At 67.6% G+C, this 23,505-nt stretch carries 22 protein-coding genes; 10 read left to right on the plus strand and 12 right to left on the minus strand.

Annotated elements, in window-relative coordinates; translation table 11 throughout:
• The first annotated feature begins 1 nt into the window (after position 1).
• Together LGY53_RS13545 and LGY53_RS13550 are read left to right on the plus strand one after the other, a co-directional pair.
• Positions 2-616 (plus strand): nitroreductase family protein, encoded by a 615-nt coding sequence (locus LGY53_RS13545; RefSeq protein WP_225727030.1) that lies wholly within the window; start codon positions 2-4, stop codon positions 614-616.
• A complete protein-coding gene (locus tag LGY53_RS13550; protein ID WP_225727031.1) occupies positions 613-1,524 on the plus strand; it encodes a UbiA family prenyltransferase in 912 nt (303 codons plus the stop codon). The genes LGY53_RS13545 and LGY53_RS13550 overlap by 4 nt, the downstream gene beginning before the upstream one ends.
• A 5-nt stretch (positions 1,525-1,529) precedes the next feature.
• On the opposite strand, the gene LGY53_RS13555 is transcribed toward LGY53_RS13550, so the two are convergent.
• Positions 1,530-4,079 (minus strand): cytochrome P450, encoded by a 2,550-nt coding sequence (locus tag LGY53_RS13555; RefSeq protein WP_225727032.1) that lies wholly within the window; start codon positions 4,077-4,079, stop codon positions 1,530-1,532.
• 73 nt (positions 4,080-4,152) lie between these two features.
• Between LGY53_RS13555 and LGY53_RS13560 the strand changes: the two genes are divergently transcribed.
• Complete coding sequence (locus LGY53_RS13560) at positions 4,153-5,433, plus strand: glycosyltransferase (RefSeq protein WP_167473236.1); 1,281 nt, start codon at positions 4,153-4,155, stop codon at positions 5,431-5,433.
• 17 nt (positions 5,434-5,450) lie between these two features.
• Positions 5,451-6,215, plus strand: coding sequence for an ABC transporter permease (locus LGY53_RS13565; RefSeq protein WP_225727033.1), 765 nt, complete (start codon positions 5,451-5,453; stop codon positions 6,213-6,215).
• Here the strand turns inward: LGY53_RS13565 and LGY53_RS13570 are convergent, their stop codons facing one another.
• The 6 genes from LGY53_RS13570 to LGY53_RS13595 all read right to left on the minus strand — a co-directional run bounded on the left by LGY53_RS13570 (position 6,216) and on the right by LGY53_RS13595 (position 12,294).
• Positions 6,216-6,977, minus strand: coding sequence for a MerR family transcriptional regulator (locus tag LGY53_RS13570; protein WP_225727217.1), 762 nt, complete (start codon positions 6,975-6,977; stop codon positions 6,216-6,218). It abuts the gene before it with no gap.
• Positions 6,978-7,056: 79 nt separating this feature from the next.
• Positions 7,057-8,553, minus strand: a complete 1,497-nt coding sequence (locus LGY53_RS13575; protein ID WP_225727034.1) for an NAD(P)/FAD-dependent oxidoreductase — start codon at positions 8,551-8,553, stop codon at positions 7,057-7,059.
• A gap of 14 nt (positions 8,554-8,567) precedes the next feature.
• Complete coding sequence (locus LGY53_RS13580) at positions 8,568-9,488, minus strand: ferritin-like domain-containing protein (protein ID WP_225727218.1); 921 nt, start codon at positions 9,486-9,488, stop codon at positions 8,568-8,570.
• 7 nt (positions 9,489-9,495) lie between these two features.
• Positions 9,496-10,401, minus strand: a complete 906-nt coding sequence (locus LGY53_RS13585; RefSeq protein ID WP_225727035.1) for an SDR family oxidoreductase — start codon at positions 10,399-10,401, stop codon at positions 9,496-9,498.
• A gap of 1 nt (position 10,402) precedes the next feature.
• The gene (locus LGY53_RS13590) at positions 10,403-11,386 is read right to left on the minus strand and encodes an alpha/beta hydrolase (RefSeq protein ID WP_225727036.1); all 984 of its coding nucleotides are present in this window, start codon (positions 11,384-11,386) and stop codon (positions 10,403-10,405) included.
• Positions 11,387-11,478: 92 nt separating this feature from the next.
• On the minus strand, positions 11,479-12,294 hold the full coding sequence (locus LGY53_RS13595; protein ID WP_225727037.1) for an alpha/beta fold hydrolase: 816 nt from the start codon (positions 12,292-12,294) through the stop codon (positions 11,479-11,481).
• Positions 12,295-12,539: 245 nt separating this feature from the next.
• Between LGY53_RS13595 and LGY53_RS13600 the strand changes: the two genes are divergently transcribed.
• A complete protein-coding gene (locus LGY53_RS13600) occupies positions 12,540-13,262 on the plus strand; it encodes a helix-turn-helix domain-containing protein (RefSeq protein ID WP_225727038.1) in 723 nt (240 codons plus the stop codon).
• A 41-nt stretch (positions 13,263-13,303) separates the two neighbouring features.
• Here the strand turns inward: LGY53_RS13600 and LGY53_RS13605 are convergent, their stop codons facing one another.
• Entirely contained in the window at positions 13,304-14,251 is a 948-nt protein-coding gene (locus LGY53_RS13605) for a D-isomer specific 2-hydroxyacid dehydrogenase family protein (protein WP_225727039.1), read from the minus strand.
• Between the two features lie 88 nt (positions 14,252-14,339).
• Positions 14,340-15,299: a non-homologous end-joining DNA ligase gene (gene ligD / locus LGY53_RS13610; RefSeq protein ID WP_225727040.1), complete on the minus strand. Its 960-nt coding sequence runs from the start codon at positions 15,297-15,299 to the stop codon at positions 14,340-14,342.
• Between the two features lie 135 nt (positions 15,300-15,434).
• On the opposite strand from ligD, the gene LGY53_RS13615 reads away from it, so the two are divergent.
• From LGY53_RS13615 to LGY53_RS13630, 4 genes are all read left to right on the plus strand, one after another.
• Positions 15,435-15,893, plus strand: coding sequence for a MarR family winged helix-turn-helix transcriptional regulator (locus tag LGY53_RS13615; protein ID WP_225727041.1), 459 nt, complete (start codon positions 15,435-15,437; stop codon positions 15,891-15,893).
• Positions 15,890-17,299 (plus strand): MFS transporter, encoded by a 1,410-nt coding sequence (locus LGY53_RS13620; protein ID WP_225727042.1) that lies wholly within the window; start codon positions 15,890-15,892, stop codon positions 17,297-17,299. Before LGY53_RS13615 ends, LGY53_RS13620 begins: the two co-directional genes overlap by 4 nt.
• Before the next feature lie 11 nt (positions 17,300-17,310).
• The gene (locus tag LGY53_RS13625) at positions 17,311-17,892 is read left to right on the plus strand and encodes a hydrolase (RefSeq protein WP_225727043.1); all 582 of its coding nucleotides are present in this window, start codon (positions 17,311-17,313) and stop codon (positions 17,890-17,892) included.
• Between the two features lie 61 nt (positions 17,893-17,953).
• Entirely contained in the window at positions 17,954-18,169 is a 216-nt protein-coding gene (locus LGY53_RS13630; protein ID WP_225727044.1) for a hypothetical protein, read from the plus strand.
• 175 nt (positions 18,170-18,344) lie between these two features.
• Here LGY53_RS13630 and LGY53_RS13635 read toward each other — a convergent pair whose 3' ends face one another.
• Positions 18,345-20,465, minus strand: a complete 2,121-nt coding sequence (locus LGY53_RS13635; protein ID WP_374111173.1) for an ATP-dependent DNA helicase RecQ — start codon at positions 20,463-20,465, stop codon at positions 18,345-18,347.
• Positions 20,466-20,616: 151 nt separating this feature from the next.
• On the opposite strand from LGY53_RS13635, the gene LGY53_RS13640 reads away from it, so the two are divergent.
• Positions 20,617-21,105, plus strand: coding sequence for a hypothetical protein (locus tag LGY53_RS13640; protein ID WP_167473246.1), 489 nt, complete (start codon positions 20,617-20,619; stop codon positions 21,103-21,105).
• Between the two features lie 45 nt (positions 21,106-21,150).
• On the opposite strand, the gene LGY53_RS13645 is transcribed toward LGY53_RS13640, so the two are convergent.
• Together LGY53_RS13645 and LGY53_RS13650 are read right to left on the minus strand one after the other, a co-directional pair.
• Complete coding sequence (locus LGY53_RS13645; protein ID WP_225727045.1) at positions 21,151-22,374, minus strand: RtcB family protein; 1,224 nt, start codon at positions 22,372-22,374, stop codon at positions 21,151-21,153.
• A 69-nt stretch (positions 22,375-22,443) separates the two neighbouring features.
• Positions 22,444-23,505: an amidohydrolase family protein gene (locus LGY53_RS13650; RefSeq protein ID WP_225727046.1), complete on the minus strand. Its 1,062-nt coding sequence runs from the start codon at positions 23,503-23,505 to the stop codon at positions 22,444-22,446.

Here is a 23,505-nt window from a genome sequence, read left to right on the forward strand (position 1 = left end):
GATGAACGCCGAACTCCTGACCACGACGCGGTCCTTCCGCAGGCGGCTCGATCTGACCCGGCCGGTGTCGCGGCAGGATCTGTTGGCCTGCTTGGATATCGCCGTCTGCGCGCCGAGCGGCAGCAACCGGCAGCCGTGGCGGTTCCTGGTGATCCAGGACGCCGAACTGCGGCAGCGCGTCGCCGAGTACTACCGGAAGAGTTTCACCGCACTGCTTTCCGCGCGCAGCCCGCGCCCGGATCAGCTCGGCGATATCGCCTCCGGACAGTATCTCGCGGACCATTTCCACGAGGTGCCCGCGCTGGTGCTGGTGTGCGCGCCGGGCCGCCCGCCCGCCGACGGTTCGGCGCTGCGGTTGGCCAGCTTCTACGGCTCGGTCTATCCGATGGTGTGGAATTTCCTACTGGCCCTGCACGATCGGGGTTTGGGCGGCACCATGACCACGGCCCATCTGGCGTTCGAGCGCGAGATCGCGGAACTGCTCGACATTCCATTCGACGAGGTGACCCAGGTCGCCCTTGTTCCGGTGGCCCATCTGCGTCCCGGCGCCGAGCGCCCGGGGCCGCGCGTCCCGGCCGCCGAGGTGACGAACTGGGATCGCTGGAGCGCGACGTGAGCGTCGCCGCTCCCGCCCTCGAATCCCTCACCCGCGTAGCGCGTTTCACCGCGGTGATGTACAAGCCGCACTACTTGGTTTATGGGATTCTGTGGGTGCTCGCCGTCGAGAGTACGGCGGCCGTTGCGGCGCAACCGGATTCGGCGTGGCGGCCGGGCGGCGCCACCGTCGTGCGCATCGTGGTGGTCGCCGTGGTGCTGCTGTATCTGCGGATGGTCGACGAGCAGAAGGATCTCGAATACGACCGGGTGCACAACCCGGACCGGCCGCTCGTCACGGGGGCGGTGTCGGCCAACGAGCTGCGTGCGGCGATGGCGGTGCTCGGTGTCGGCACGATCGCATTGAGCCTCACACAGTCCGTCTGGTCCGCCGTAATGCTCACCGCCACCTTGCTTTACGGGTTGGCGCTGTGGGCGCTCGAGGTTCGGTCGGCGGCGGTGCGCGGCAACGCCCTGCTGAATCTGGCCGTCACGTATCCGATTCAGCTGTTGCTCGCGGCGTACGTGCTCACCGCCGCGGCGGCCACCGGCCAGATCCATTTCCATTGGCGCGCGGTGCTTGTCGTACTCATATTCACCGGAGCCTTCCTGCACTTCGAATTCGCCAGGAAGACCGCGCAACCGCCGGAACAGGACGAGCACAGCTATTCGGCCGTGCTGGGACCCACGGTGAGCGCCGTCGTCACCTTGCTGCTCGCGGCGGGCGCGGTGCTCACCGACCTGCTGCTGCTGGGACCGGGCGGCCAGGCGGTCGTCACCTTGATCCCGTTGGCGCTGTTGCTTATTCCCGGATATTCGACGTGGACGTTCCTCCGAGAGGAACGTCCGGTGCATCCGGTCGTCCCCTCGGCGGTGTTCGTGCTCGCGTTCTACGCCGTCCTGATGGTCCAAGCGTTGGTCCGCTCCTGAATTCCCTAACGGCGCGTGAGCGTCACCGGGAGGCCGGACGGGGTCGGAACGAAGTCGAGCGTTGTCGGCCGCACCCGGTACTCCGGATCCGGAGTCGGCCGCCAGCGGGTGAACAGAGCGGCGGTGGTGAGGGTGATGGTCATGGTGGCGAAGGTGTTTCCGGGGCAGTGGCGGGGTCCGAGGCCGAATGGGAGCAGGGCCTTCTTATCGATCTCGACGAGTCGATCCGGTGCCCAGCGGCCGGGGTCGAAGGTTTCGGGAGACGGGTAATAACGGGGATCGTGGTGAATCATGTAGGGGCTGTACGCGATCATCGATCCGTCCGGCAGCGTGGTGTCGCCCAGCGTGACCGGGCCGTCGGCGGTCTGGGTACTCACCCACGGCGACCAGATCCGCAGGGTCTCCATGATGACCTGACGCAGATACGGCAGGGACGGAATATGGTCCGGCCGTACGGGTTCGGTGCCGACGACGGCGTCGAGCTCGGCGCGCACCGCGGCCTCGACGTCCGGATGCCGCATGATCTCGTGCCATACCCAGGACAGGATGGATGCGGTGGATCCGACACCGGCGGCCAGCATGAGCAGCAGCTCGTCGATGATGTCGGCGTCGGAGAGTTGGGTGCCGGTCTCCGGGTCGGTGTGCCGGACCAGCGCCGAGAGCACATCGTGGAAATCGCGGTCGGCGCGGCGGTATTCGGTGACGACCTTGCTGATCTCGGCGCGCACGCGGGCCGCCTTGGCGGTGAAGCGGCGATTGGCGACCACTCGCAGGCGGCGCACCGGCTCGGGCAGCGCGGCGCGCTGGATCACCTGACCGAGCAGCCACGGGATATTCTGGCGCACTTCGCGTTTGGCGTCGGCACTGAAATCGGCGGTGAACAGCGTCGCCGAGATCGTGTCGAGGACCAGGCGGTGCGCCTCGTCCACCAGGTTGCGCCGTTGGCCCGACGGCAGTGCGGCCGCCCACGAATTCGCGAGATCGGCGGCGACACCGGCGTATTCGTTCAACCGTCGCTGGCGCAGCGCGGGCGCGATCATCCGGCGGCGCAATTCGTGCGGCGGGCCGCTGAGCACGTTGGAGGCGCCCCGGATGACCTCCTGGATGGCGCCGCGCAGCTCCTCGCGGTGGAATTCGCCCGCGTCGCCGAACGCGACCGCGCGAATGAGTTCGGGTGTGGTGACCACGTAGGCGGGCCGGGGCCCGAGGTAGATGGCAACGATAGGGCCGACATCGGACAGCGACCGGACGAAGTCCAACCCGCCGCGCAGCGCGACCAGGCTGTGCCCGAGCAGCGGAATCCGGCCCGGTGCTGTCGGAATACCAACCGGCGCAGCGGATTTCGGACTATCCAGCACCTCGTCGTATATGTCGAGGATGGTAGCGGTGAGGCCCGACTGCCTGGCCGAATCGGCATGCTGGGCAAGGACCTTGCGCATCGGCGCGAGCAGCGCCCGATCGCCGGACAATTCACGCAACACCGAGGCGATCGCCGCGGACGACGGATCGCCGGTGCGAACGCCGCCGCCCTCCGGCACGGTCTCGGCCAGGTCCGGATCGCAGTAGACCACGGGCAGCCGCATCGCGACGGCCTCCAGCACCGCCATGCCCTGGGTATCGAAACCCGAAGAGGGGAAAAGCATTACATCGTGCCCGGCCATCGCGGCGAGGCAATCCGCCTGCGGCACATCGCCGTGCAGCCGCACCCGGTCCGCGATGCCCGCCTCTTCGATCGCCGCGCGCACGGCCTCGCGCAGATCGCCGTCACCGTACATATCGAGGGTGCAGCCGGGTGCCGCCGCCACCGCCTCGATGGCCGCCAGCGGCCGCTTCTCCGCGGAAAGGCGCGCGCACCACAGCACCCGCAGTGGGCCGGAAGATGCTGTGGTACCGGGGATTTCGACCCGCGCGCGGTCGAGCAGTTCATCGTCGACGCCATTCGAGACGACGTGCGCGGGCCGGGTCAACCCGTGCGCCCGCAGCCGTGCCGCGAAATGCGCGCTCGGCGCGATCACCGCGTCGGCGGCCTGCGCCTGCCCGACCATGGTGCGCCATGCGTGCCTGGCCGCCCTGGATTCGGCGTTGCGCGGCATCGGCCAGCGGTGCGAGACGAACCTGCCGTGCAGCAACCGCAGCGTGAGCGCGGAAAGATAGGGGACAGGGGAGGTGTGCTCGATGAATGCGTCATCGCGGCTGTGCACCGTCTGCACCAAGGGAATTCCGTGCCGCCGTGCCGCCCGCAGCCCGGCGATCGCCACCCCGTAGGTCGTGTGCACATGCACGATGTCGACCGGGCCGCGCTCGGCGAACACCGCATCGACGCGGTGATTGTTCGCCGGCGTCGGCAACACCATGGCGAATCCGTTCACCGCGACGCCCGCGAGCGCGGAAAGAACAACCACATCGGGATCCGGTTCGGTAGATTCCGGCGCGGGCGCGGTGAATACGGTGACTCGATGGCCGAGACGTTCCAATCCGCGCCGTTGCGCACGCACCGAGGTCTGAATCCCACCGATGGTCGCGGGATGAAAGTCGGTGAACAGCACTACATGCATGCTGATCACGGTAATGATGAGGAGGGCCGATGAGCCACTTTCGGATAGCCACCAAAAAACTGGGGGCGGCGGCATGAGGATCTCGATACCACTGACGGGCACCCGCGGCGATGTGCAGCCCGCGCTGGCCCTCGGCCTGGAACTGCAACGGCGCGGCCACGACATACTGGTGGGCGCACCGCCGAATCTGGTCGATTTCGTCACCAGCGCCGGACTGTCCGCCATCCCGTGCGGACCCGATGTGCAGCAGCTCTATTCGTCCGATGAAGGTCAGCGCACCTTGGCCGCGGGCAGCAGCTTCCGGTTGATGCAGTTGGTCGGCAAGCAGATGGCCGATTACGCGGATCAGATGAACCACGAGGTGATCGAGGTCTGCAAGGGTGCCGACGTGGTGGTCGCCACGATGACCACCGAGGATCGGGCGGCCTCGGTGACCGAGGCGATGCGGGTGCCGCTGGTCGTGCTGCACGGATTCCCGTGCCGGAAGAATCACGCCTACCCGGTGCCCGGCACGCTGCCGCCGCACTGGCAGCCGCCGGGTGTCGTGAACGGCGCGACCTGGACGCTCGGCGAGAACCTGCGCCGGGTGGTCTTCATGCGCTATCTGAACCAGCTGCGCGCCGAGCTCGGCCTGCCGAAGACGATGGCCAGTCCGGCCGCGGAAATGGACCGGCGCGGTGTGCCCGAGGTGCAGATCTACGATCGCGCGCTGATACCCGGGCTGGCCGAGGAGTGGGGTGAGCGCCGTCCGCTGGTCGGCTTCCTGCCGCTGGAGCGCTCCGCGCGCGAGGCGGTCGGCGAGCTCGCCGCCGATCACGGTGAGGTGGTGGCCTGGGCCATCGAGGGCGAACCGCCCATTTATTTCGGCTTCGGCAGCATGCCGATTCGCGACGGCGCGGCGGTGCTCGCCATGGTGGAGGAGGTATGCGCGCGGCTCGGCAAGCGGGCGCTGGTCAGCGCGGGCTGGAGCGATCTGTCTCCCGAGGACGCGCGCACCGGGCCGAACACCAAGGTGGTCGGCCCGCTGGCACACGACATCGTCTTCCCGCTCTGCGCCGCAGCGGTGCATCATGGCGGGCCCAACACCACCTTCGAGAGTCTGCGGGCCGGGCTGCCGACCCTGGTGTGTTCGGTGTCTTTCGATCAGCCGCTGTGGGGTGCGCAGATGGAGCGGCTCGGCGTCGGCGCGCACGTGCCCTTCCGCAAATTGAACCGGGATACCCTGACCGATGGATTGCGCAAGGTGCTCTCGGATGCCACCGCGGCGCGCGTGAAATCCTTTGTGGAGCAGCTACAGTCGAATTCGGACGCGACGATGCGAACCGCCGATATCGTCGAGGCGGCCGCCGGATGAGCCGGGGGAGCCGCTGAATGGGCCGTACCGCAGCGGCTTTCGCGGATTCGTATGTCATGTTCCTGCGCAGCGTGCGGCATACCCTGCGCAGCCCCGACACCCTGCTCATCTCACTGACGCTGCCGGTGCTGATCATGCTGCTGTTCGTCTACGTCTTCGGCGGCGCGATCCAGGTGGGTGGACCGTACATCGATTTCGTGATCCCCGGAATCATCCTGCTGTGCACGGGATTCGGCGCATCGATCACCGCGACCGCGGTGGCGACGGATCTGCGCACGGGCGCGGTGGACCGGTTCCGCACCCTGCCCAGCTTCCGGCAGGCGTTGCTCGTCGGCCATGTCGGCGAGGGTGTGCTGCGCAACCTGGCGGCCGTCGGCATCGTGCTGGTGCTCGGGGTGATTCTCGGATTCCGTTCCGGTGCGGGTGTTTTCGGGTGGCTGGGCGCGGTCGTGACGATCGCGCTCTTCGTCATCGCGATCACCTGGATCGCGGTGGCGCTCGGTCTGCTGGCCCGCAGTCCGGAGGCGGCGGGCGGGTTCACCTACGCGATCATGTTCATCCCCTATGTCAGCGGCGCATTCGTGCCGACCGGCTCGATGCCGTCGTGGCTGCGCGGATTCGCCGAACATCAGCCGGCCACCCCGGTGGTCGGGACGATCCGCGGACTGCTCATGGGCGATGCGGTCGGCGGCACCGCCTGGGTGGCGGTGCTGTGGTGCGTCGGGCTCACTGTCGCCGGATATACCTGCGCCGCACGGCTCTTTCGGCGGTTGACCGATTGATCAGCCGTTCTTCCTGGAACTCTTGCGGTCGCGCTCGGCGGCGACGGCCAGATAGTCGCCGAGCTCGCGCCCCAGCGTGACGTCGAGCGAGCGGGCGAGCGTCGTGTGCACCGAGGCCACCGCGAGCTCCCGCATTTTGTTGAGCATCGTTGTGGTGTCGGCGATTTCGGTATTGGTCTCGGGCAGCCAGCCCGGGCCGTGCTCGTCGACGATGTGCTGTTTGGCGGCGGTGATCATGATGTGGGTGATGTCATCGATCCGGTCGGCCACCTTGGCGTATATCTCGATGAGCGTGCGCAGTTCCAGGCCGTACTCGTGCAATTCGGCGAAGGCCGTGAGCAGCTGGGTGTCGGTGAACACCACCGTCTCGCCCTCGATCCGCACCAGCTTCATCTCCAGCAGCCGCCCGACCAGCTCGTCGGCCTCGGCGCCGAGGATGGTGCCGATCAATTCCCTTGGCACCTCGAATGTTTCGTCCCTGCCCCAAGATGCCGTCACGGCGTGCTGCAGGCCGAGCACCTCGCTGAGATCCTTACCCGTTTCCCAGCTGGTGATGAAGTCCGAGATGTGCGCGGTGGTGAATCCGCGCTGCAGCAGCGCATCGATCAGGCGCAGCCGGTCCAGGTGCGAATCGTCGTAGATGCTGGCCCGGCCGTCCTTGCCGACCGGCGGCGGCAGCAGGCCGCGCTCCTGGTAGGCGCGCACGTTCCGGGTGGTGGTGCCCGCGGCACGCGCGAGGTCATCGATGCGGTATTCCGGTATCGAACTCACCTCCTCCGTGCGAGCCGGGTGGCCTGCTGATCGAGCAGAGTCTAGTACGCAGGCCACCCACCGCCTCCGGCTACGACACCGCGGCGACCCGGGCCGGGCGGTCCGCCGCCATCGGCACCGCGTCGTAGTCTTCCAGCCGCACGGTGCGCAGCTGGTTGACGTACTGGGTGGCGAATCCGGGGTACATCGTCGCGTTGAACCCGTCCTCGGTCAGGTACCAGCTGCGGCAGCCGGAATTCCAGGTGGTGCCGGTGAGCCTGCGCTGGATGCGCGCGTTGTACCGATCCTGCCGGTCCCTGCGCACGTCGAGCAGCCGCAGGTCGCGATTCAGGATGATGCCGATGGCGCGCACCAGGTAGTCGATCTGGGCCTCCATATACACCAGCGCCGAATTGTGCCCCGGCCCGGAATTCGGTCCGAAGGTGAGGAACAGGTTCGGATAGCCGGACACCGCGACGCTCTTGTACGCGTACGCGCCGCGCGACCATTCGTCGGCCAGCACCCGCCCGCCGCGGCCGCGCACCGGAATGGGCGTCCCGGTCTTGGATACGTCGAATCCGGTCGCGAAGACAATGCAATCCGCTTGGTGCTCAACACCTTCCGCGGTGCGAATACCTTTCGGCGCCAGGCGGGCGATGGGCCAGGTGATCAGCTTGCAGTTGTCGCGCTGCAGCGCCGGGTAGTAGTCGTCGGTCATCAGCAGGCGCTTGCAGCCGGCCCGGAAGTCCGGGGTGAGCTGACGGCGCAGCCACGGATCGGCGACCTGCCGCCGCAGCTGCGCCCGGCCGACGAGCTCGACGACCCTGGTCAGCGGGGTATTCCAGACGACGCCGAGCGCCACCGACTCGTGCCCGTAGAACCAGGCCAGCCGGGCCAGTGATTCGGTGGCGGGCACCTGGCGATACAGCTGTTTGGTGAGCCCATTGGTGCGCCGGTTCACCCGTGGCAGCACCCAGCCGGGTGTCCGCTGGAAAACCTTGACGGACGCGGCCTTTTCGACGAGCTCCGGAATGATCTGCACCGCGCTGGCCCCGGTGCCGATCACCGCCACCTTCTTACCGGTGAAGTCGTAGTCGTGATCCCAGCGGGCGCTGTGGATCTTGTGGCCCTCGTAGGTTTCGATGCCGCGGATGTCCGGGAAGCTGACATTGGCCAGCGGACCGGAGGCGAGGACGACGGTGCGGGCGCGGATGGTGTCGGCCCGGCCGTCCACCGCGATATCCCACTCGCCCGCGGCCTCGTCGAATTCGATACCGGTGACGTTGTGCCCGAACCGGATACGCGAATGCAGCCCGTACTCGGCCGCCATCGCCTCGATATAGCCGAGGATTTCGTCGCTGCCCGAGTAGGTGCGCGACCAATTCGGGTTGGGCGCGAAGCTGTACGAGTACAGCCGGGACGGAATGTCGCAGGCCGCACCGGGATAGGTGTTGTCCCGCCAGGTGCCGCCGATCCTGCTGTCCCGCTCCAGGATCGCGAAGTCGCGAATCCCCTGCTGTGTCAACCGGATAGCGGTGCCGATCCCGGCGAATCCACCGCCGATGATCGCCACGTCGAGTGTTGCCATGCCGTGGTCTCCGATCATGCCGCGGGCTCGTAGGTGAGTTCTTTGGACCACGTCGGGTCCTTGCGCAGCAGCCGCTGCGGCATCCGGGCGGTGATCTTCACCAGCGCGTCGGCCAGCAGGTGATAGGGGTGATCGCGGTTGATCACCCAGCCGCCGTGCATCTTCACGATCTGATACATCGGCAGTCGCTTGGCGAATTCGCTGCGCTCACCGACATTCGCGTAGCGCTTGAGCGCGGCGTAGAGCTTCTCCTCGTCGACGCCCATCGCGACGATATTGTCGCGCATCTTGTTCAGCAGCGGCACATAGCTCAGCACGCCGATGATGAACGACGGCTTGGCCCAGCCGCCCACCAGATCGATGAGCAGTTTGCGCGCGTGCGCGTGGCCGAGCAGATCCATCACCGCGAAATCCACTGCCAGATGCCGGGATTCGTCATTATTGATCCGTTTGAACGCCTCCTGGCATACCGGATCCTCGATCTCGTCGACGATGAATTTGATCAGCGCGCCGTCCAGCGCGACCTCGAGCATCGGGATGACGGTGCCGAGGAAGGACAGCGACATCTCGTCGGAGTACTTGTCCAGGAAGTCGATCACCAGCTTCACGTTGACGTTCGGCTGCGGGATCTCGTCGCCGTTCAGCATGCCCCACCGGCGCATCAGCGCCAGCTCGGCATTGGCGTGCTTCTGCTCCTCGGCATGGAAGTACTGGTAGATCTCGCGCAGGGTTTCGTTGGGCGCCTTCTTCGCCATGGCGGCGAATCCGCGCGCGCCGACGTTCTCGATCCACATCAGGTCGGCCATGAAGGGCTTGAGCTTGGCGTGCAGTTCGGGCGTTATCGTCTCCGAACCCGGTGCGTCCCAGTCGATATCGGCCAGCGCCCACTGCCGATCCTTGATCTTGCGGAGCATATCGTCGAAGTCCATGGTGATCGCCATGTCAGACTCCCGTCTTGTCCGAGACCGACGTGCGGTCGATGGTTGTCGAATCCTCGTGCGGCAGTAGCCGTTCCATAAGTCCGAGGGCAAAGGTGTACTGCGCGGGGAAGTAGCGCTTCAGCATCCAGACGAGGTGGGCGTCCAGCTGCGGCAGCACGTACAGCTGGCCGCGGTCGTGTGCGTCGAGGGTGGTGCGCGCGACGTATTCGGGGCTGAAACCGGTCCAGCGCATGAAGGTTTCGGCGATTTGCAGGCCCTGCCGGGTGATCCGGCCGTCCTTGGCGACGTTGGTCTTGACGAAGGTGGGACACAGCACCGTCACCGCGACTCCGCTGCCGCGCAGCTCGGCGGACATCGTTTCCGACAGCGACATCACCGCCGCCTTGGACAGGTTGTACGCAGCCATCGTCGGCAGGGCGGCGAATCCGGCGGCCGAGGCGACATTGATGATGCCGCCCGCGCGCGCGGCGCGCAGCCGCGGCGCGAAGATCTCGCAGCCGTACACCACGCCCCACATATTGATGCCGAGCGTCCATTCCCAGTCTTCGAATCCGATGTCGCCCACCGGTTTTCCGCCGATTCCGACGCCCGCGTTATTGATCACCAGGGTGGCGGGGGCCGCGAATATCGATTCGGCGAAGCGGGCCAGGTTCTCCACGTCGGCGCGGTGGGACACATCGCAGCGGAAGGCGTGCGCTTTGCCGGGATGGTCGCGTTCGATCAGCGCGACGGTGTGATCGGCGCGCGCCTCGTCGATATCGGCGCAGATCACCTGGCCGCCGCGGGCGGCGATCTCCAGCGCGAACGCGCGTCCGATACCGCTGCCCGCGCCGGTGACCACGGCTCGCGCGCCGTACGACCGGCGCGGTCGAATGCCAAGGGGCAGCAGCTTTTCCAGTCCGAACATGTCAACTCACCTTCTCCGGGACCAGGGTGGCGCGCAGCGCGGTGCGCAGAAAATCGGCGGCCCGGTCCAATGCTTGGGCCGCCTCGGGCGTCACCAGCGGCAGCGCCTGGAATACATGCACCTGACCCGGCCAGATCTCCAGGTCGCAGTGGCCGCCCGCGGCGCGCACCATGGCATGCAGCGCGCGGGCGTCCGCGCTGAGCATCTCCGCACCGCCCGCCTGCACCAGGATCGGCGGCAGGCCGGTGCCCGGCGGAATCGAAAGCCGAAGGCGCGGTGCGTCATCCGGCAGGCCGCGGGTGTACTTGCGGGGCAGCCGGCCGGCGGCGCGGGCCGAGATCACCGGATCGCGGCGCAGCCGTTCCTGCTCGGCGGCCAGGCCGAGGGTGAGATCGAGCAGCGGCGAGAACATGACGACGCCGGCGGGTTGCGGCGTTGTGCCGCGGCCGTTTTCGATCAGCAGATCGAGGGCGAGGTGACCGCCCGCCGAATCACAGCCGATCACAAGGTCTTTCGCGGCGTAGCGGTCGAGCAGCCAGCGGTAGCCAGCCTCGACGTCGTCGGCGGCCGCCGGGAACCGGTGTTCCGGGGCGAGCCGGTAGTCGGTGAGGAATACGGGCAGGCCGGTCCGGCGGGACAGTTGCGAGGCCAGCCCGCGGTGCGTGCGCGGGGAGCACAGCACATATCCGCTGCCGTGGATGTAGTACACCGCCTGGCGGCCGAACTCCACCCCGGGCGCGCGGACCCATTCGCCGCGCACCGCGCCCGCGCGGACCCGGCTCACCCTGGTGCCGCGGATGGGCGGACCACCGAGGGCCATGATGGTGGCGATCAGTGTGCGGGAGAACCAGACGCCCGGCGCGTTCAGCGGAATCGCGTTGTTGAGCGGCCGCAACCCGATCTCGGTTGCCGTCGCGGCGAGGCGGGACCGGGCGGACGGCACGGTGGGAACGCCGGGGACCGAGGTCCTCGTTGACCTTGTCATGCATCGATAGTCAGAGATCAATGTGCCATTTGTCAATGGCACATTTGATGAAGAATATTTGGAGTTTGGGCGCGCGAGCCGGCTGGCCCGCGTCAGGACTGCTTGCGACCCAGGTCCGCGACTGCCCGAACGGCCTCGGCGATGGTGCGGAAGTCCTTACGCAGGATGTTGCCGTGGTTGCTCGGAACCTTCGCGTGGATTTCGATATTCGGGTTCCGTTCGACCACCTTGTGCAGGCTGGCGCGGATGCGTTCCTGCGAATCGCCTTTGCTGCCGAACGAGTTCCCCGAGGCGTTTACGTAGCGGGTCGGAACGGTGATGCTGTCGATGACCGGGCCCAGGACTCGTTCGCGGGCGATCTCCCCTGCCTCTATATTGCTGTCGGCCATCTGTTCCGCGGTCATGCGCGCGGCCATCCCGAACGGTCGCAACAGTGGCATCATCCAGCCCAGGCGCCGCCACAATCTGCGCATCGCCTCGATATCGACCTCATCGATCCAGTCGTTCGGCTGCGCGCCCTCGACCAGGACCGCGCCCACCGTCCGATCAGGATTGCGGCTGGCCCAATGCGCCGCGACGAAAGCTCCGTAGGACCAGCCGACCACCAGCACCCGTTCCACACCTCTGGCCGCGAGAACGGCATCGACATCAGCGACATTGGTCTCGAACGAATAGTCCGCCGACGTCTTCGACTTGCCACGGGCCCGCATGTCGTAGGTGATGTGGCGCCACCCCGGCCCGAGTTCGGTGATCACGCGCCGCCAATTCCGTTGCGTAGCGACGTGGCCGTTGACATAGAGCACCGGGACGCCAGGGCCGCCGGTGTCGGTGACAGCGAGGGCCGTGTCATCGACGGCCACCATGCCGGTCCATGTCGAATCGGTCGCGGTGGTGGTGTTGTTCGTCATCGGTCGACTCCTTTTGGCGTTCTGCAACTCTTTCCTGACTGCAGAAACGCTACGTAGCTTTCCTATATCAGGCAATCAGAAGATTGAGCCGACGTTTGTATTGGAGCAGCTAAAAGCCTATTAATTATTGCGATTGGCTTCGAGCTAACGCAACGAAGCTCAGATAGCTCGTTGCGATGAGCAACACGAGGCACCTACAGTGAGGTGACCAGTGACCGATACGAAAGACACCCGGGAGATCACTTATGTCGGGAGGCAGGCTCACTCGAGCCGAACGCAAAAAGATCGCGCTCGGCTTGGCCGACAACCTCCCCTATGCGGCGATCGCCCGCGGACTGAATCGTCCGACCTCGACGATCACCCGGGAGGTGATGCGCAACGGTGGACCTACGTCCTACCGTGCCGATCGGGCCCAGCGCGCCACCGAACAGCGCGCCCACCGGCGCACACAGAGCGCGCCCCGAACGCGACAACCGCTGGCGCCGAGTCACGGACGCGACGCCGCGGCCGTGCGCCGGTACGAGGAGACCTTTACCACCCTGCTCATGCACCAGGGCATGCCCAGAACCACAGCCAGGGTGCTGACCTGCCTTTTCACCTCGGACGCCGGCAGTCTCACCACATCCGAACTCGTCGAACGCCTGCAGATCAGCCCGCCGTCGGTTTCCAAGTCGATCAAGTTCCTCGAAGTCCAGGGCCTCGTGCGCCGCGAATCCGACGAACGTCGGCGCGCGCGCTACATCGTCGACGACAACGTCTGGTACCAATCCACGATCGACAGCGCCCGCGGCATGGCCGAGGTCGCCGAGATCACCCGACAAGGCGTCGAAATCTTCGGCTGCGGCACCCCGACCGCCAGACGCCTGGAGGATATGGCTCGCTTCACCGACTTCATCAGCGAAACCATCCTGCAGGCCGTGGCGCGCAGCCGCGAGGTCCTGTATCCGAAATCCGGAACAACCCAATAGGCCATGGAAGTGCGATAGACGTCGATGATCCGTGCGACTCGTCAGTACCCGCGCTCGACGTCGACTGGTGCCAGCAGTTCTCGTCCATCGACGAATCGTGCGACGTTCGCCGAGACATGATCGGCGAACGCCGCGAGCCGCAGCTGTGGGGGATTCGAATCATGCGGTGTCACAATCGCATTCGGCAGCACCCAGAGGGGATGTCCGTCGGGCAGCGGTTCCGGATCGGTGACGTCGAGCCCGGCGCCGCCGATCTGGCCCGCGGCCAGTGCGGCCACGAGTGCGTCGGTATCGATCAGGCTGCCGCGCGCCACGTTGATCACCCACGATGTCGGCTGGAGGCGGGCGAGTTCGTCGGCTCCGATGAGGTGCCGGGTGGCGGCTGTCGCGGGTGCGGCGACGACCACATGATCCGTGCGTGACCACAGCTTGCCGAGTTGATCGGCGGGTACCGTTTCCACGCTGTCCGGAATGCCGGGACCGGTGACCGGATTGCCGGTCCGGTTGACCGCGATGACGTGCGCGCCGAGCGGAACCAGCATGGGGATCAGCGCCCGGCCGATCCCGCCCGCGCCGACGATGGTGACCGTCTTGCCGCGCAGCGACCCGACGTGCGGGAAGAAATCCCGCTGCCGCCAGCTGGCGGCGCGCAGCTGCTCGGGCAGATAGCGCACTCCGGCGAGCAGCAGCATGAGCGCGTGCTCGGCCACGCTCGCGGCGAAAGCTCCTGCGGCGGAAGTGAATCGAACGTCGGGGTGGCGTGCGAAGATGCCCGCGGTGAACCAGTCCTCGATACCGGCGGCGGGCAGCTGCACCCATTCGATGCTGCCGGGCAGTTCATTCGGGAATTCGCCGGGGCCGCCCGACCAGACGAGCGCCCGCGCCGCATCGAGTTCGGCCAGCCGGGCGCCGCCCTCGACTACGGCCTTCTCCAGCAGCGGAGGCGGCGGCACGGCCGGACCGATCGCCACCGGGACGGTTTGCCGCATGATTCCTCCTCGCCCGCGCCCGGTTCGGCCGCCGCGTTCGTTCCTGGTCTGCCAAAGGCGCTGCCGCCTCGACCTTATCGCGCGCCGGCTACTGCTCGTCCTCGGGCAGCTCGTCGATCTTGTCGCGGTCCGCCCAGTCGAGCAGCGGATCGAGCCGGAATACGGTGTTATCGATGTCGGCGTGTAGATCGCCAAGTGCCGCATAGCGTTTGGGCATGGTCGAGATGGTGAAATCGTGCGGGTCGATATCCGGGATCTCATCCCAGTGGACCGGCGCGGAGACGGTCGCCGCCGGGACGCCGCGCACCGAATAGGCGGCGGCGATGGTGTGGTCGCGGGCGTTCTGGTTGTAGTCGACGAACAGCATTTTCGGATCGCGATCGCGCCGCCACCAGGTGGTGGTGACGTCGTCGGGCGCGCGGCGCTCGATCTCGCGGGCGAAGGCCAGTGCGGCGCGGCGCACCTCGCGGAATCCGTGCTCCGGTGCGATCCGCACGTAGACGTGAATTCCGTTGCCGCCGGACGTTTTCGGGAATCCGGTGGCGCCGAGTTCGTTGAGCACCTCGCGTACGACGCCCGCCACCTGCTGTACCCGCGACCACGGGCAGTCCGGCATCGGGTCCAGGTCGATCCGCCATTCGTCCGGGCTCTCGGTATCGGCGGCGCGCGAGTTCCACGGATGGAATTCGACCGTCGACATCTGCACCGCCCAGATCACATCGGCCAGTTCGCGTACGCACAGTTCGTCGGCGTGTCTGCCGTAGCGCGGGAAGTAGACGCGCACCGTATTGATCCAGTCGGGCGCGCCCGCGGGTAGTCGCTTCTGGTGCACCTTGTCACCGGCCAACCCCTTCGGGAACCGATGCAGCATGCACGGCCGCTCGCGCAGCGCGTTGACGATGCCGTCGCCGACGCTCAGGTAGTACTGCACCAGGTCGAGCTTGGTCGCACCGGTTTCCGGGAAGTAGACCCGGTCCGGATTGGACACGCGCACGGTGTGGTCGCCGACCTCGAGTTCGATGGCGGGCGCCGCGGACTTGCTGGCCACCCGTCCGACGATAACGGGTCATCCGGTCCGATGTGCGGATCCGCCGGATAGTCAGTCAAAACTGAACAGGTACAACTGGACAGTTTTAACTGAATAAATTAGGGTCGGTGACAGACCGAGTGATTGCGAGCGACTATGGGAAACGCACCGAAACTCGATGGCCGGGTTGCCGAATCCGCCGTCCGCGCCGCCAACGACGTGCGCACCGTCTTCAGCAGATTGCGCCGCAGATTCCGTGAGCTGGCGGTCGACGACGATCTGACCCCGTCGCAGACCGCGGTGCTCAGCCGGCTCGAGAAGGACGGCCCCGCGTCGACGAGCGACCTGGCCGCCGCGGAGCGGGTGCGGCCGCAATCGATGGCGATGACGGTCTCCGCGCTGGTGGGTTACGGATATGTGGAGCGGCGGCCCGATCCGGCGGATGGCCGCAGGCAACTGCTCTCGCTGACCGAGACGGGCCGGGTCAAGGCGCTCGGTGACCGGGCGGCGCGCCAGGAGTGGTTGTCGCACGCTCTGCACGAGCGGTTCACCGAGGCGCAGCGCCGCACCATCATCGAGGCGATGGCATTGCTCGACGAGGTCGCGCAGTCGTGACGGCGGTATCCGAAAGATCCGACAGCACAACGCGATTCGATCGGAAGCTGATCGCGCCGATGATCCTGGGTTCGATACTGAACCCGATCAACTCCTCGATGCTCGCGGTCGCGCTCATCCCGATCGGCCAGGCCTTCGGCGCGCCGCCCGCGCAGACGGCGTGGCTGGTCACCGCGCTGTATCTGGCCACGGCGGTGGGGCAGCCGGTGATGGGTCGGTTGGTGGACGGCTACGGGCCGCGCCCGCTCTACCTGATCGGCACCGGACTCGTCGGAATCGCCGGTCTGCTGGGCGCTTTCGCGCCGAACCTGGGCGTGCTGATCCTGGCCAGGGTGCTGCTCGGCTTCGGTACCTCGGCGGCCTATCCGGCGTCGATGTTCCTGCTGCGCAGCGAATCCGAGCGCACCGGGCTGGCGAATCCGGCGGGCATACTCGCCGCGCTGTCGATCGCGAACCAGGTGATGGCCGTCGTCGGCCCGACGCTCGGCGGGGTGCTGACCGCGCTCGGCGGCTGGCATCTGATTTTCACCATCAATGCGCCACTGTCGTTGGCCTGCTTGGTATTCGGCTGGCTGTGGCTGCCGAGATACGCGCAGCTGCCCGCCGTGGTGCGGCAGGGCCGCGACACCGGTGTCGATATGCTCGGTATGGCGCTGTTCGCCGGTACGCTCGTCGCCGCACTGCTGTTCTTGATGAAACCCCTTGCGGCGCACTGGTATCTGCCGGTGCTGGCGATACTGCTCGGCGTCGCGTTCGCGATCCGTGAGCTGCGCACCGCGGCGCCGTTCATCGACCTGCGGGTGCTCGGCGGCAATGCCGCGCTGCTGGCGACCTACGGGCGGCAAATGCTCGCCTTCATCACCGCATACGCTTTCCTCTACGGCTTCACGCAGTGGTTGGAGGAGGGACGCTCGCTCAGCGCGTCGGCGGCCGGGCTGGTGCTGCTGCCGATGTCGGTGTGCGCCATCGCGATCACCGCGATCACCGGGCGGCGCAGTCAGGTGCGCGGCAAACTCGTCGCGGGCGCGCTGCTGCAGGTCGCCGTGAGCGTCTGCCTGCTGTTCATCGGCGGGGGCAGCGCGGTGTGGCTGCTGGTCGGCGTCGGCGCCCTGGCCGGATTACCGCAGGGGCTCAACGGATTGGCGAATCAGAACGCGCTGTACCACCAGGCCGATCCGGCCCGGATGGGCTCATCGGCGGGTCTGCTGCGCACCTGCATGTACCTGGGCGCGCTGCTGGCCTCCGCCGCGACCGCCGCGGTGTTCCCGCACGTCGCCGACAGCGCCGGGATGCATCACCTCGCGGTGCTGTTGATCGTCGTCTCGGCGCTGCTGCTGCTGTTGACGCTCGCCGACCGCTCGCTCGGGCGCGTCGGCGTGAAACAAGCTGTGTCAGAACAACACTGAAAGGGATAGCCATGACCGTGACCACCCTCGACGAGCGGACCGCGCTGGTCATCATCGACCTGCAGCACGGCATCGTCGCCGCGCCGAGGGCGCCGCACAGCGCCGAAACCGTCGTCGCGAACTCGGCCGCGCTCGCACACGCCTTCCGCGCGCACGGCCTGCCGGTGGTGCTGGTGCGGGTCAGCTTCGCACCCGACGGCGCCGATCAGGCCAAGGGCCGCAACGAATTTCCGTTCCCGCAGGGGACGCCGCCGGAGGGCTGGGACCGGATCGTCGACGAACTCGTCGGCCATCCGGAGGACATCAACGTCACCAAGCGGAACTGGGGCGCCTTCTACGGCACCGACCTCGACCTGCAACTGCGCCGCCGGGGCATCACCCAAATCGTGCTGGCAGGCATCGCGACCAGCATCGGCGTCGAATCCACCGCGCGGGCCGCGCACGAACACGGCTACCACGTCACGCTCGCCGTCGACGCGATGAGCGATTCCGACGCCGCCGCACACGAGCACAGCGTCGGCAAGATCTTCCCGCGCCTCGGCGAGACCGGGACCACCGCCGAAATCGTCGAATTGCTCGACAAGACCCGCTGACCTGTCTTCGCTGGCGGCGAACAGTCTGGGCGGGCACCGGAAATCAGCGCACACTGGCCGCATGGCGAAGAAACCGCGGCGACGCATCATCCGGCGACTGTTCATCCGAAGACGCACCGCACCCGTTGGCGGCGCACGCGGCTCCGACGACGATCCCGGCGGCACGGCGGGCGTGCGCGAACCCCGCCGCCCGCTCCCGCCGGATCGTCCACTGCACGCGGCAAGCGACCTTCCGCGCGAAACGCGGGTGGTGGAGCTGCCGGATGCGCGTCAGTAGCGTAATTGGTTGGGGCGCAACGAGTCTCTAGTGGACCGGAGGCGAGTATCGTTCAATCGGATCGCTGGCGACACGCCACAACCCCGAGTTCACGCACGGCAATCAACTTCCCGCTCTGACTATTGCAGGCGCAGGAAGCTGAAACCCACGCGGGGGCAACGTCATCCGTGGTGCGCTATGTCACCGAGGCCAGTGCGAACGGCAGTACCGCGGTGGCGCCCGCACGGCGGAGGGTGTGGGCGGCGAGGGTGAGGGTCCAGCCGGTGTCGGTGCGGCTGTCCACCAACAGGATCGGTCCGTCGACGGTGGTGAGATCCGGTACTTCCCACGAGTCGAAGAGTCCCGCGACGCGGTAGGCGGAGTTGGCGGCCGAGGCCGGGGTGCGGTCGGGGCGGGTGCGCAGGACGCCGAGGTCGCGGAGGCGGCCCACCTGTGCCAGTCGGGCGGCCAGGCTGGTGGTGAGGATCGGATGGTCGGCGGAATCGATGGCGATGACGGCGGTGGGGCGCGCGACCCAATTCCAGTCGCGCAGCACCGCTATGCATGCGTCGAAGACGCTGTCCGGTACCGGGGCGTCGGGGCCGTCCAGGACGCCGCGCAGGCGCTGACCCCAGCCGAGATCGGTGAGCCTGCCGAGTACCCGGCCCGGTTCGGCGGTGTCGGTTATCTTGCCGGACAACGGGATTCCGAGTTTCGCCAGACCTGTCGGCCACTGTTTGCGTGGCGCCAGATCGATACCGGGCCGGTCGAGCCGGGCGCGGGTGGCGGCGACGGCGTCGGCGGCCACCGCGGTGTCGGGCCGGGTGCCGGTGCAATTGTCGCAGCGGCCGCAGCCGGGTGAATCCGATTGGGCGGCAGGCAATCCCGGGTCGTCGAGCTGGCGGCGCAGGAACTCCATCCGGCAGCTGGCAGTGGACTGGTAGTCGATCATGGCCTGCTGTTCCAGCTCGCGGGCCGCGTTCAACCGCTCATAGCGCTCGGCGTCGTAGGTCCACGGTTCGCCGGTGGCGAGCCAGCCGCCGCGCACCCGGCGGACCGCGCCGTCCACATCGAGCACCTTGAGCACCATCTCCAACCGCGACCGGTTCAATTCCACCAGCGGTTCCAGCGCCTGCGTCGACATCGGCCGCTCCCGGTCCAGCGCGTCGAGTACCGCGCGGACCACGTGTTCGCGCGGAAAGGCAACGGAGGCAAAGTAACTCCAGATCCGCTGGTCCTCGGGGCCGGGCAGCAGCACCACCTCGGCCCGTTCGGTGCCGCGACCGGCGCGGCCGACCTGCTGGTAGTAGGCGATGGGGGAGGAGGGTGCGCCGACGTGCACCACGAAGCCCAGGTCGGGTTTGTCGAACCCCATGCCCAGCGCCGATGTCGCGATGAGCGCCTTCACCTCGTTGTTCAGCAGTGCGGCCTCCAGCGCCTCCCGCTCGGCCGGATCCGTCTGCCCGGTGTACGCGGCGACGGTGTGCCCGTGCGAATTCAGCACGTCGGCCAGATCGTGCGCCGCCGCGACGGTGAGCGTGTACACGATGCCGGAGCCGGGCAGCCGGCGCAGGTGGCCGCTGAGCCACGCCGTGCGCTCCACCGCATCGTCGAATCGGACCACCGACAGGTGCAGCGATTCGCGGTCCAGGGTGCCGCGCAGCACCAGGGTGTCGGCGCCGATCTGCGTCGCGACGTCACGGACCACCCGGTCGTTGGCGGTCGCGGTGGTGGCGAGCACCGGGACGTCGGAGCCGAGATCGGCGATCAGGGTGCGGATGCGGCGGTAGTCGGGGCGGAAATCGTGCCCCCAGTCCGAGATGCAGTGCGCCTCATCGATCACGACGAGTCCCGCGTCGGCGGCCAGCTTCGGCAACACCTGATCGCGGAAGTCCGGATTGTTGAGCCGTTCCGGACTCACCAGCAGCACGTCGACCGCGCCCGCCGCGACACCGGCGTGTATTTCATCCCATTCGGTGACATTGCCCGAATTGATGGTCGCCGCGACGACCCCCGCCCGCCCCGCGGCCGCCACCTGATTGCGCATCAGCGCGAGCAGCGGCGAGACGATCACCGTCGGCCCGCGCCCCGCCGCCCGCAGCAGTTTGGCGGCAATGAAGTACACCGCCGACTTACCCCAGCCGGTGCGCTGCACCACCAGCGCCCGCTGCCGCCGCACGACCAACGCCTCGATGGCGGTCCACTGGTCCTCGCGCAGGCGCGCCGACGGCCCGGCCAACTCCCGCAGCAGTTGCTCGGCGCGTGCGCGCAGTTCGGGGCTCGCCAGGTCTGCGATGGTTCCGGTCGCCGTGGTCACCCGGACCATACTGCCCGAAGACACCGACAAGAGTTGTCGGCTATCGGTCCGACATCGGACCGCGCCGATTCATTCACCGCGAATTGTCTGGGGAGGAAGGAGAATAGGGCGAACATCATCCCCATCGGTGGGAGCGCGCAGGAGGCCAAGCATGTCGAGCAACTATCAGCCGCCGGCGGGCTGGTCCCCGCCCGGCGCCCAGTTCCGGAGCAAGTCCACGGTGGGCCGCACCGTGTTCGGAACGGTATTCGCGCTGGTGGTGACCCCGATCGGGATAGGTCTAGCGGCCAACGGCGCCGCCGACACCAGGCAGTGGATCATCCTCGGCGATGCCACCGCGCGCTGGGGTTCGTCGTTCCAGATCATCGGCGGCGCGCTGCTGCTGTTCCTGGTCGCGGCGTTCGCGGCCTACTCACCCGCCGGTACCGCGATCGCGGGACTGGTATGGGGTCTGGTGCCGGGGCTGGCGCACGTGTTCTTCCCGGAGGACACCTTCACCCAGATCCATGATCTGCCCGCGCTGTCGGATTCACTGCGTCAGGCGCTGTACTCGTGGGTGATCAACGGCTTCCCGCTGCTGCTCGGCGCGCTGCTGATCGCCACCGCGGTCGCGGCGACCCTGCGACGGCGCACCGACTGACCGGGGTCGAGGCGGGCCGCGAATTCACCCGGCCCGCCTCGTTTTTCAGCCCTTGACGCAGAGCACCTGGCGCAGCGTCGCCACCACGTCGACCAGATCCCGCTGCGCGGCGATGACCTCGTCGATGTCCTTGTACGCGGCCGGGATCTCGTCGACGACACCCGCGTCCTTGCGCGATTCCACGCCCTCGGTCTGCGCGACCAGATCGGCGACGGTGAACTGGCGCTTGGCCGCGGCCCGGCTCATCCGGCGGCCCGCACCGTGCGATGCGGACTGGAAGGAATCCGGATTTCCCTTGCCGCGCACCACATACGAGCGGGTGCCCATCGAACCCGGAATCAGGCCGAGATCGCCGACGCCCGCCCGGATGGCGCCCTTGCGGGTCACCAGCATCGGCATTCCGTCGATCAACTCCTCCGCGACATAGTTGTGGTGGCAGGAGATCGGCTCGTCGAAATGCACCGGGCGCCCGGCGAATTCGTCGCGAACCGCGCGGCATACCAGGGCGAGCATCACGGCGCGGTTGCGCGCGGCATACTCCTGCGCCCAGGTGAGATCGCGCCGGTAGGCGGCCATTTCCGGTGTGCCGGAAAGGAATACGGCCAGGTCGCGATCGGCCAGGTCGCGGTTGTGCGGCAGCGCGCGGGCCACCGTCATATGCCGCTCGGCCAGTTCCTTGCCGATATTGCGGCTGCCCGAGTGCAGCAGGATCCATACGGTGTCGTGCTCGTCCAGGCATACCTCGATGAAGTGGTTACCGCCGCCGAGCGTGCCCATCTGCTTGTGCGCCTTGGATTCCCGTGCCTGCACCCCCTCGTCGAGCGAGCCGAACGCGCCCCAGAAGGTGTCCCAGCCGCGTGCGCTGCGGGCCGCCGCACCGTGCGATGCGGCGAATTCCGCGCCGAGCCGGGTGACGTTCACCGGATCGTCGTGCGCCTGGAAGCCGACCGGCACCGCAGCCTCGATGCGCGAACGCAGCGAGCGCAGATCGTCCGGCAGGTCGGCGGCGGTGAGATCGGTCTTCACGCTCTCCATCCCGCAGCCGATATCGACGCCGACGGCCGCCGGGGCGACCGCGTCCCGCATGGCGATGACCGAACCGACCGTCGCACCTTTACCGAGGTGCACGTCCGGCATGACGCGCACGCCGTGGACCCATTCCAGCCGCGCGATATTGCGCAGCTGTTGCACCGCGGCAGGCTCGATATCCTGTTCGGTGGCCCACATCAGCGTCCGCGCACGGGTTCCGTGCAGCTCGACGGGCAACATCTCGGTCGTCCTTTCTCGTGTCCGTGACCATCAACGGTAGGGACCGAGCGGTCGCGACGCACTCGAATATCAGAGCCGGTAGGTGCGCTCGGCGTTGCCGTACGCGATCGCCGCGATCAGGCGGTCGGCATCGGCGAGGGTGAGCACGTCGTCGGCGAGCCAGCCGTCGACGACGGCGCCGAGGCCGTCGCGCCAGAGTTTCGCGCCGAGGTAGTGCAGTTCGGGCAGCCCGTAACCGTCCGATGAATAGAGCAGCGCGCCGAACGGCGCGAGTTCGAGCGTTTCGGCCAGCAGTGCCGAGGCACGTTGTCCCACAAAGGGAATGGCCAGCCCGAGGTCCAGCCGGACGTGGTCGAAGGCGTGTGCGAGATAGGCCGCGTTGCGGTGAAATGGCCAGCAGTGCAACAGCATCACCGAAAGTCCGGTGCCCGCCGTCGCGTGCAGGAAATCGGCGAGCAGCGCCGGATCCGCGCGGTGCAGGCGCAGGTCCGGATCGCCGAATCCGGTGTGGATCTGCAGCGGCAGACGGTATTCGGCGCCGAGCCGGGCGCCGAGCCCGACCAGCCAGCCGATGAGGTTGCGGTCGGTGATCCTGTCCTGCGGGATGAGCGCGGCGGGCGGCCGATGGGTGACCGGGAAGTCGAGCCCACAGCGGTAGGCGGCGATGGTTTTGAGCCCGACGGCCGTGCCGATGCGAGCGCGCAGGGCCGCCTCGATATCCTCGAATATCGTTGCCGTAGGGCCGTTCTCGGCGATGACCTGCTCGGCGATCTGTTCCAGCCGGACGATCTCGCGCACCTCGCCGCCGCTCAGCTCGGCGAAGCCGGCCAGGTCCGCACCGCCGTAGCCGGTGTCGAGGAACCAGCGGGTCACCCCGGCCGCGCCGAGTAGTCGGGAAGTGGCTTCGCGCCAACCGATTTCGGCCCGTCGAGCTAGATACTCCTCGGCACTCGCATGTGGTGGCAGATCGAGTATCGGTGCGCACCAACGCCTTACCGCGAGACCGATCGCCGAATCGAAGGTGCCGTGCGGTCCCTCGCTGAGCAATTCCTCGAAGCCGGGCCGGTCGAGTTCTTCGGTGACGACGCCGTGGCAGTGGTGATCGGTCAGCGGTATCTCGGTGGTGCGCAC

The organism is Nocardia sp. JCM 34519.1 (genome assembly GCF_020361265.1).
GTDB lineage: Bacteria > Actinomycetota > Actinomycetes > Mycobacteriales > Mycobacteriaceae > Nocardia > Nocardia arthritidis_A.

Excerpts from the sequence above, each read along its gene's own strand:
- LGY53_RS13615 (WP_225727041.1), top strand. The coding sequence starts at position 15,435 with ATGGGAAACGCACCGAAACTCGATGGCCGGGTTGCCGAATCCGCCGTC.
- LGY53_RS13585 (WP_225727035.1), bottom strand. The coding sequence starts at position 10,401 with ATGTTCGGACTGGAAAAGCTGCTGCCCCTTGGCATTCGACCGCGCCGG.
- LGY53_RS13555 (WP_225727032.1), bottom strand. The coding sequence starts at position 4,079 with ATGCATGTAGTGCTGTTCACCGACTTTCATCCCGCGACCATCGGTGGG.
- LGY53_RS13545 (WP_225727030.1), top strand. The coding sequence starts at position 2 with ATGAACGCCGAACTCCTGACCACGACGCGGTCCTTCCGCAGGCGGCTC.
- LGY53_RS13590 (WP_225727036.1), bottom strand. The coding sequence starts at position 11,386 with ATGACAAGGTCAACGAGGACCTCGGTCCCCGGCGTTCCCACCGTGCCG.
- LGY53_RS13605 (WP_225727039.1), bottom strand. The coding sequence starts at position 14,251 with ATGCGGCAAACCGTCCCGGTGGCGATCGGTCCGGCCGTGCCGCCGCCT.
- LGY53_RS13625 (WP_225727043.1), top strand. The coding sequence starts at position 17,311 with ATGACCGTGACCACCCTCGACGAGCGGACCGCGCTGGTCATCATCGAC.
- LGY53_RS13560 (WP_167473236.1), top strand. The coding sequence starts at position 4,153 with ATGAGGATCTCGATACCACTGACGGGCACCCGCGGCGATGTGCAGCCC.
- LGY53_RS13640 (WP_167473246.1), top strand. The coding sequence starts at position 20,617 with ATGTCGAGCAACTATCAGCCGCCGGCGGGCTGGTCCCCGCCCGGCGCC.
- LGY53_RS13630 (WP_225727044.1), top strand. The coding sequence starts at position 17,954 with ATGGCGAAGAAACCGCGGCGACGCATCATCCGGCGACTGTTCATCCGA.
- LGY53_RS13565 (WP_225727033.1), top strand. The coding sequence starts at position 5,451 with ATGGGCCGTACCGCAGCGGCTTTCGCGGATTCGTATGTCATGTTCCTG.
- LGY53_RS13645 (WP_225727045.1), bottom strand. The coding sequence starts at position 22,374 with ATGTTGCCCGTCGAGCTGCACGGAACCCGTGCGCGGACGCTGATGTGG.
- LGY53_RS13595 (WP_225727037.1), bottom strand. The coding sequence starts at position 12,294 with ATGACGAACAACACCACCACCGCGACCGATTCGACATGGACCGGCATG.
- LGY53_RS13600 (WP_225727038.1), top strand. The coding sequence starts at position 12,540 with ATGTCGGGAGGCAGGCTCACTCGAGCCGAACGCAAAAAGATCGCGCTC.
- LGY53_RS13575 (WP_225727034.1), bottom strand. The coding sequence starts at position 8,553 with ATGGCAACACTCGACGTGGCGATCATCGGCGGTGGATTCGCCGGGATC.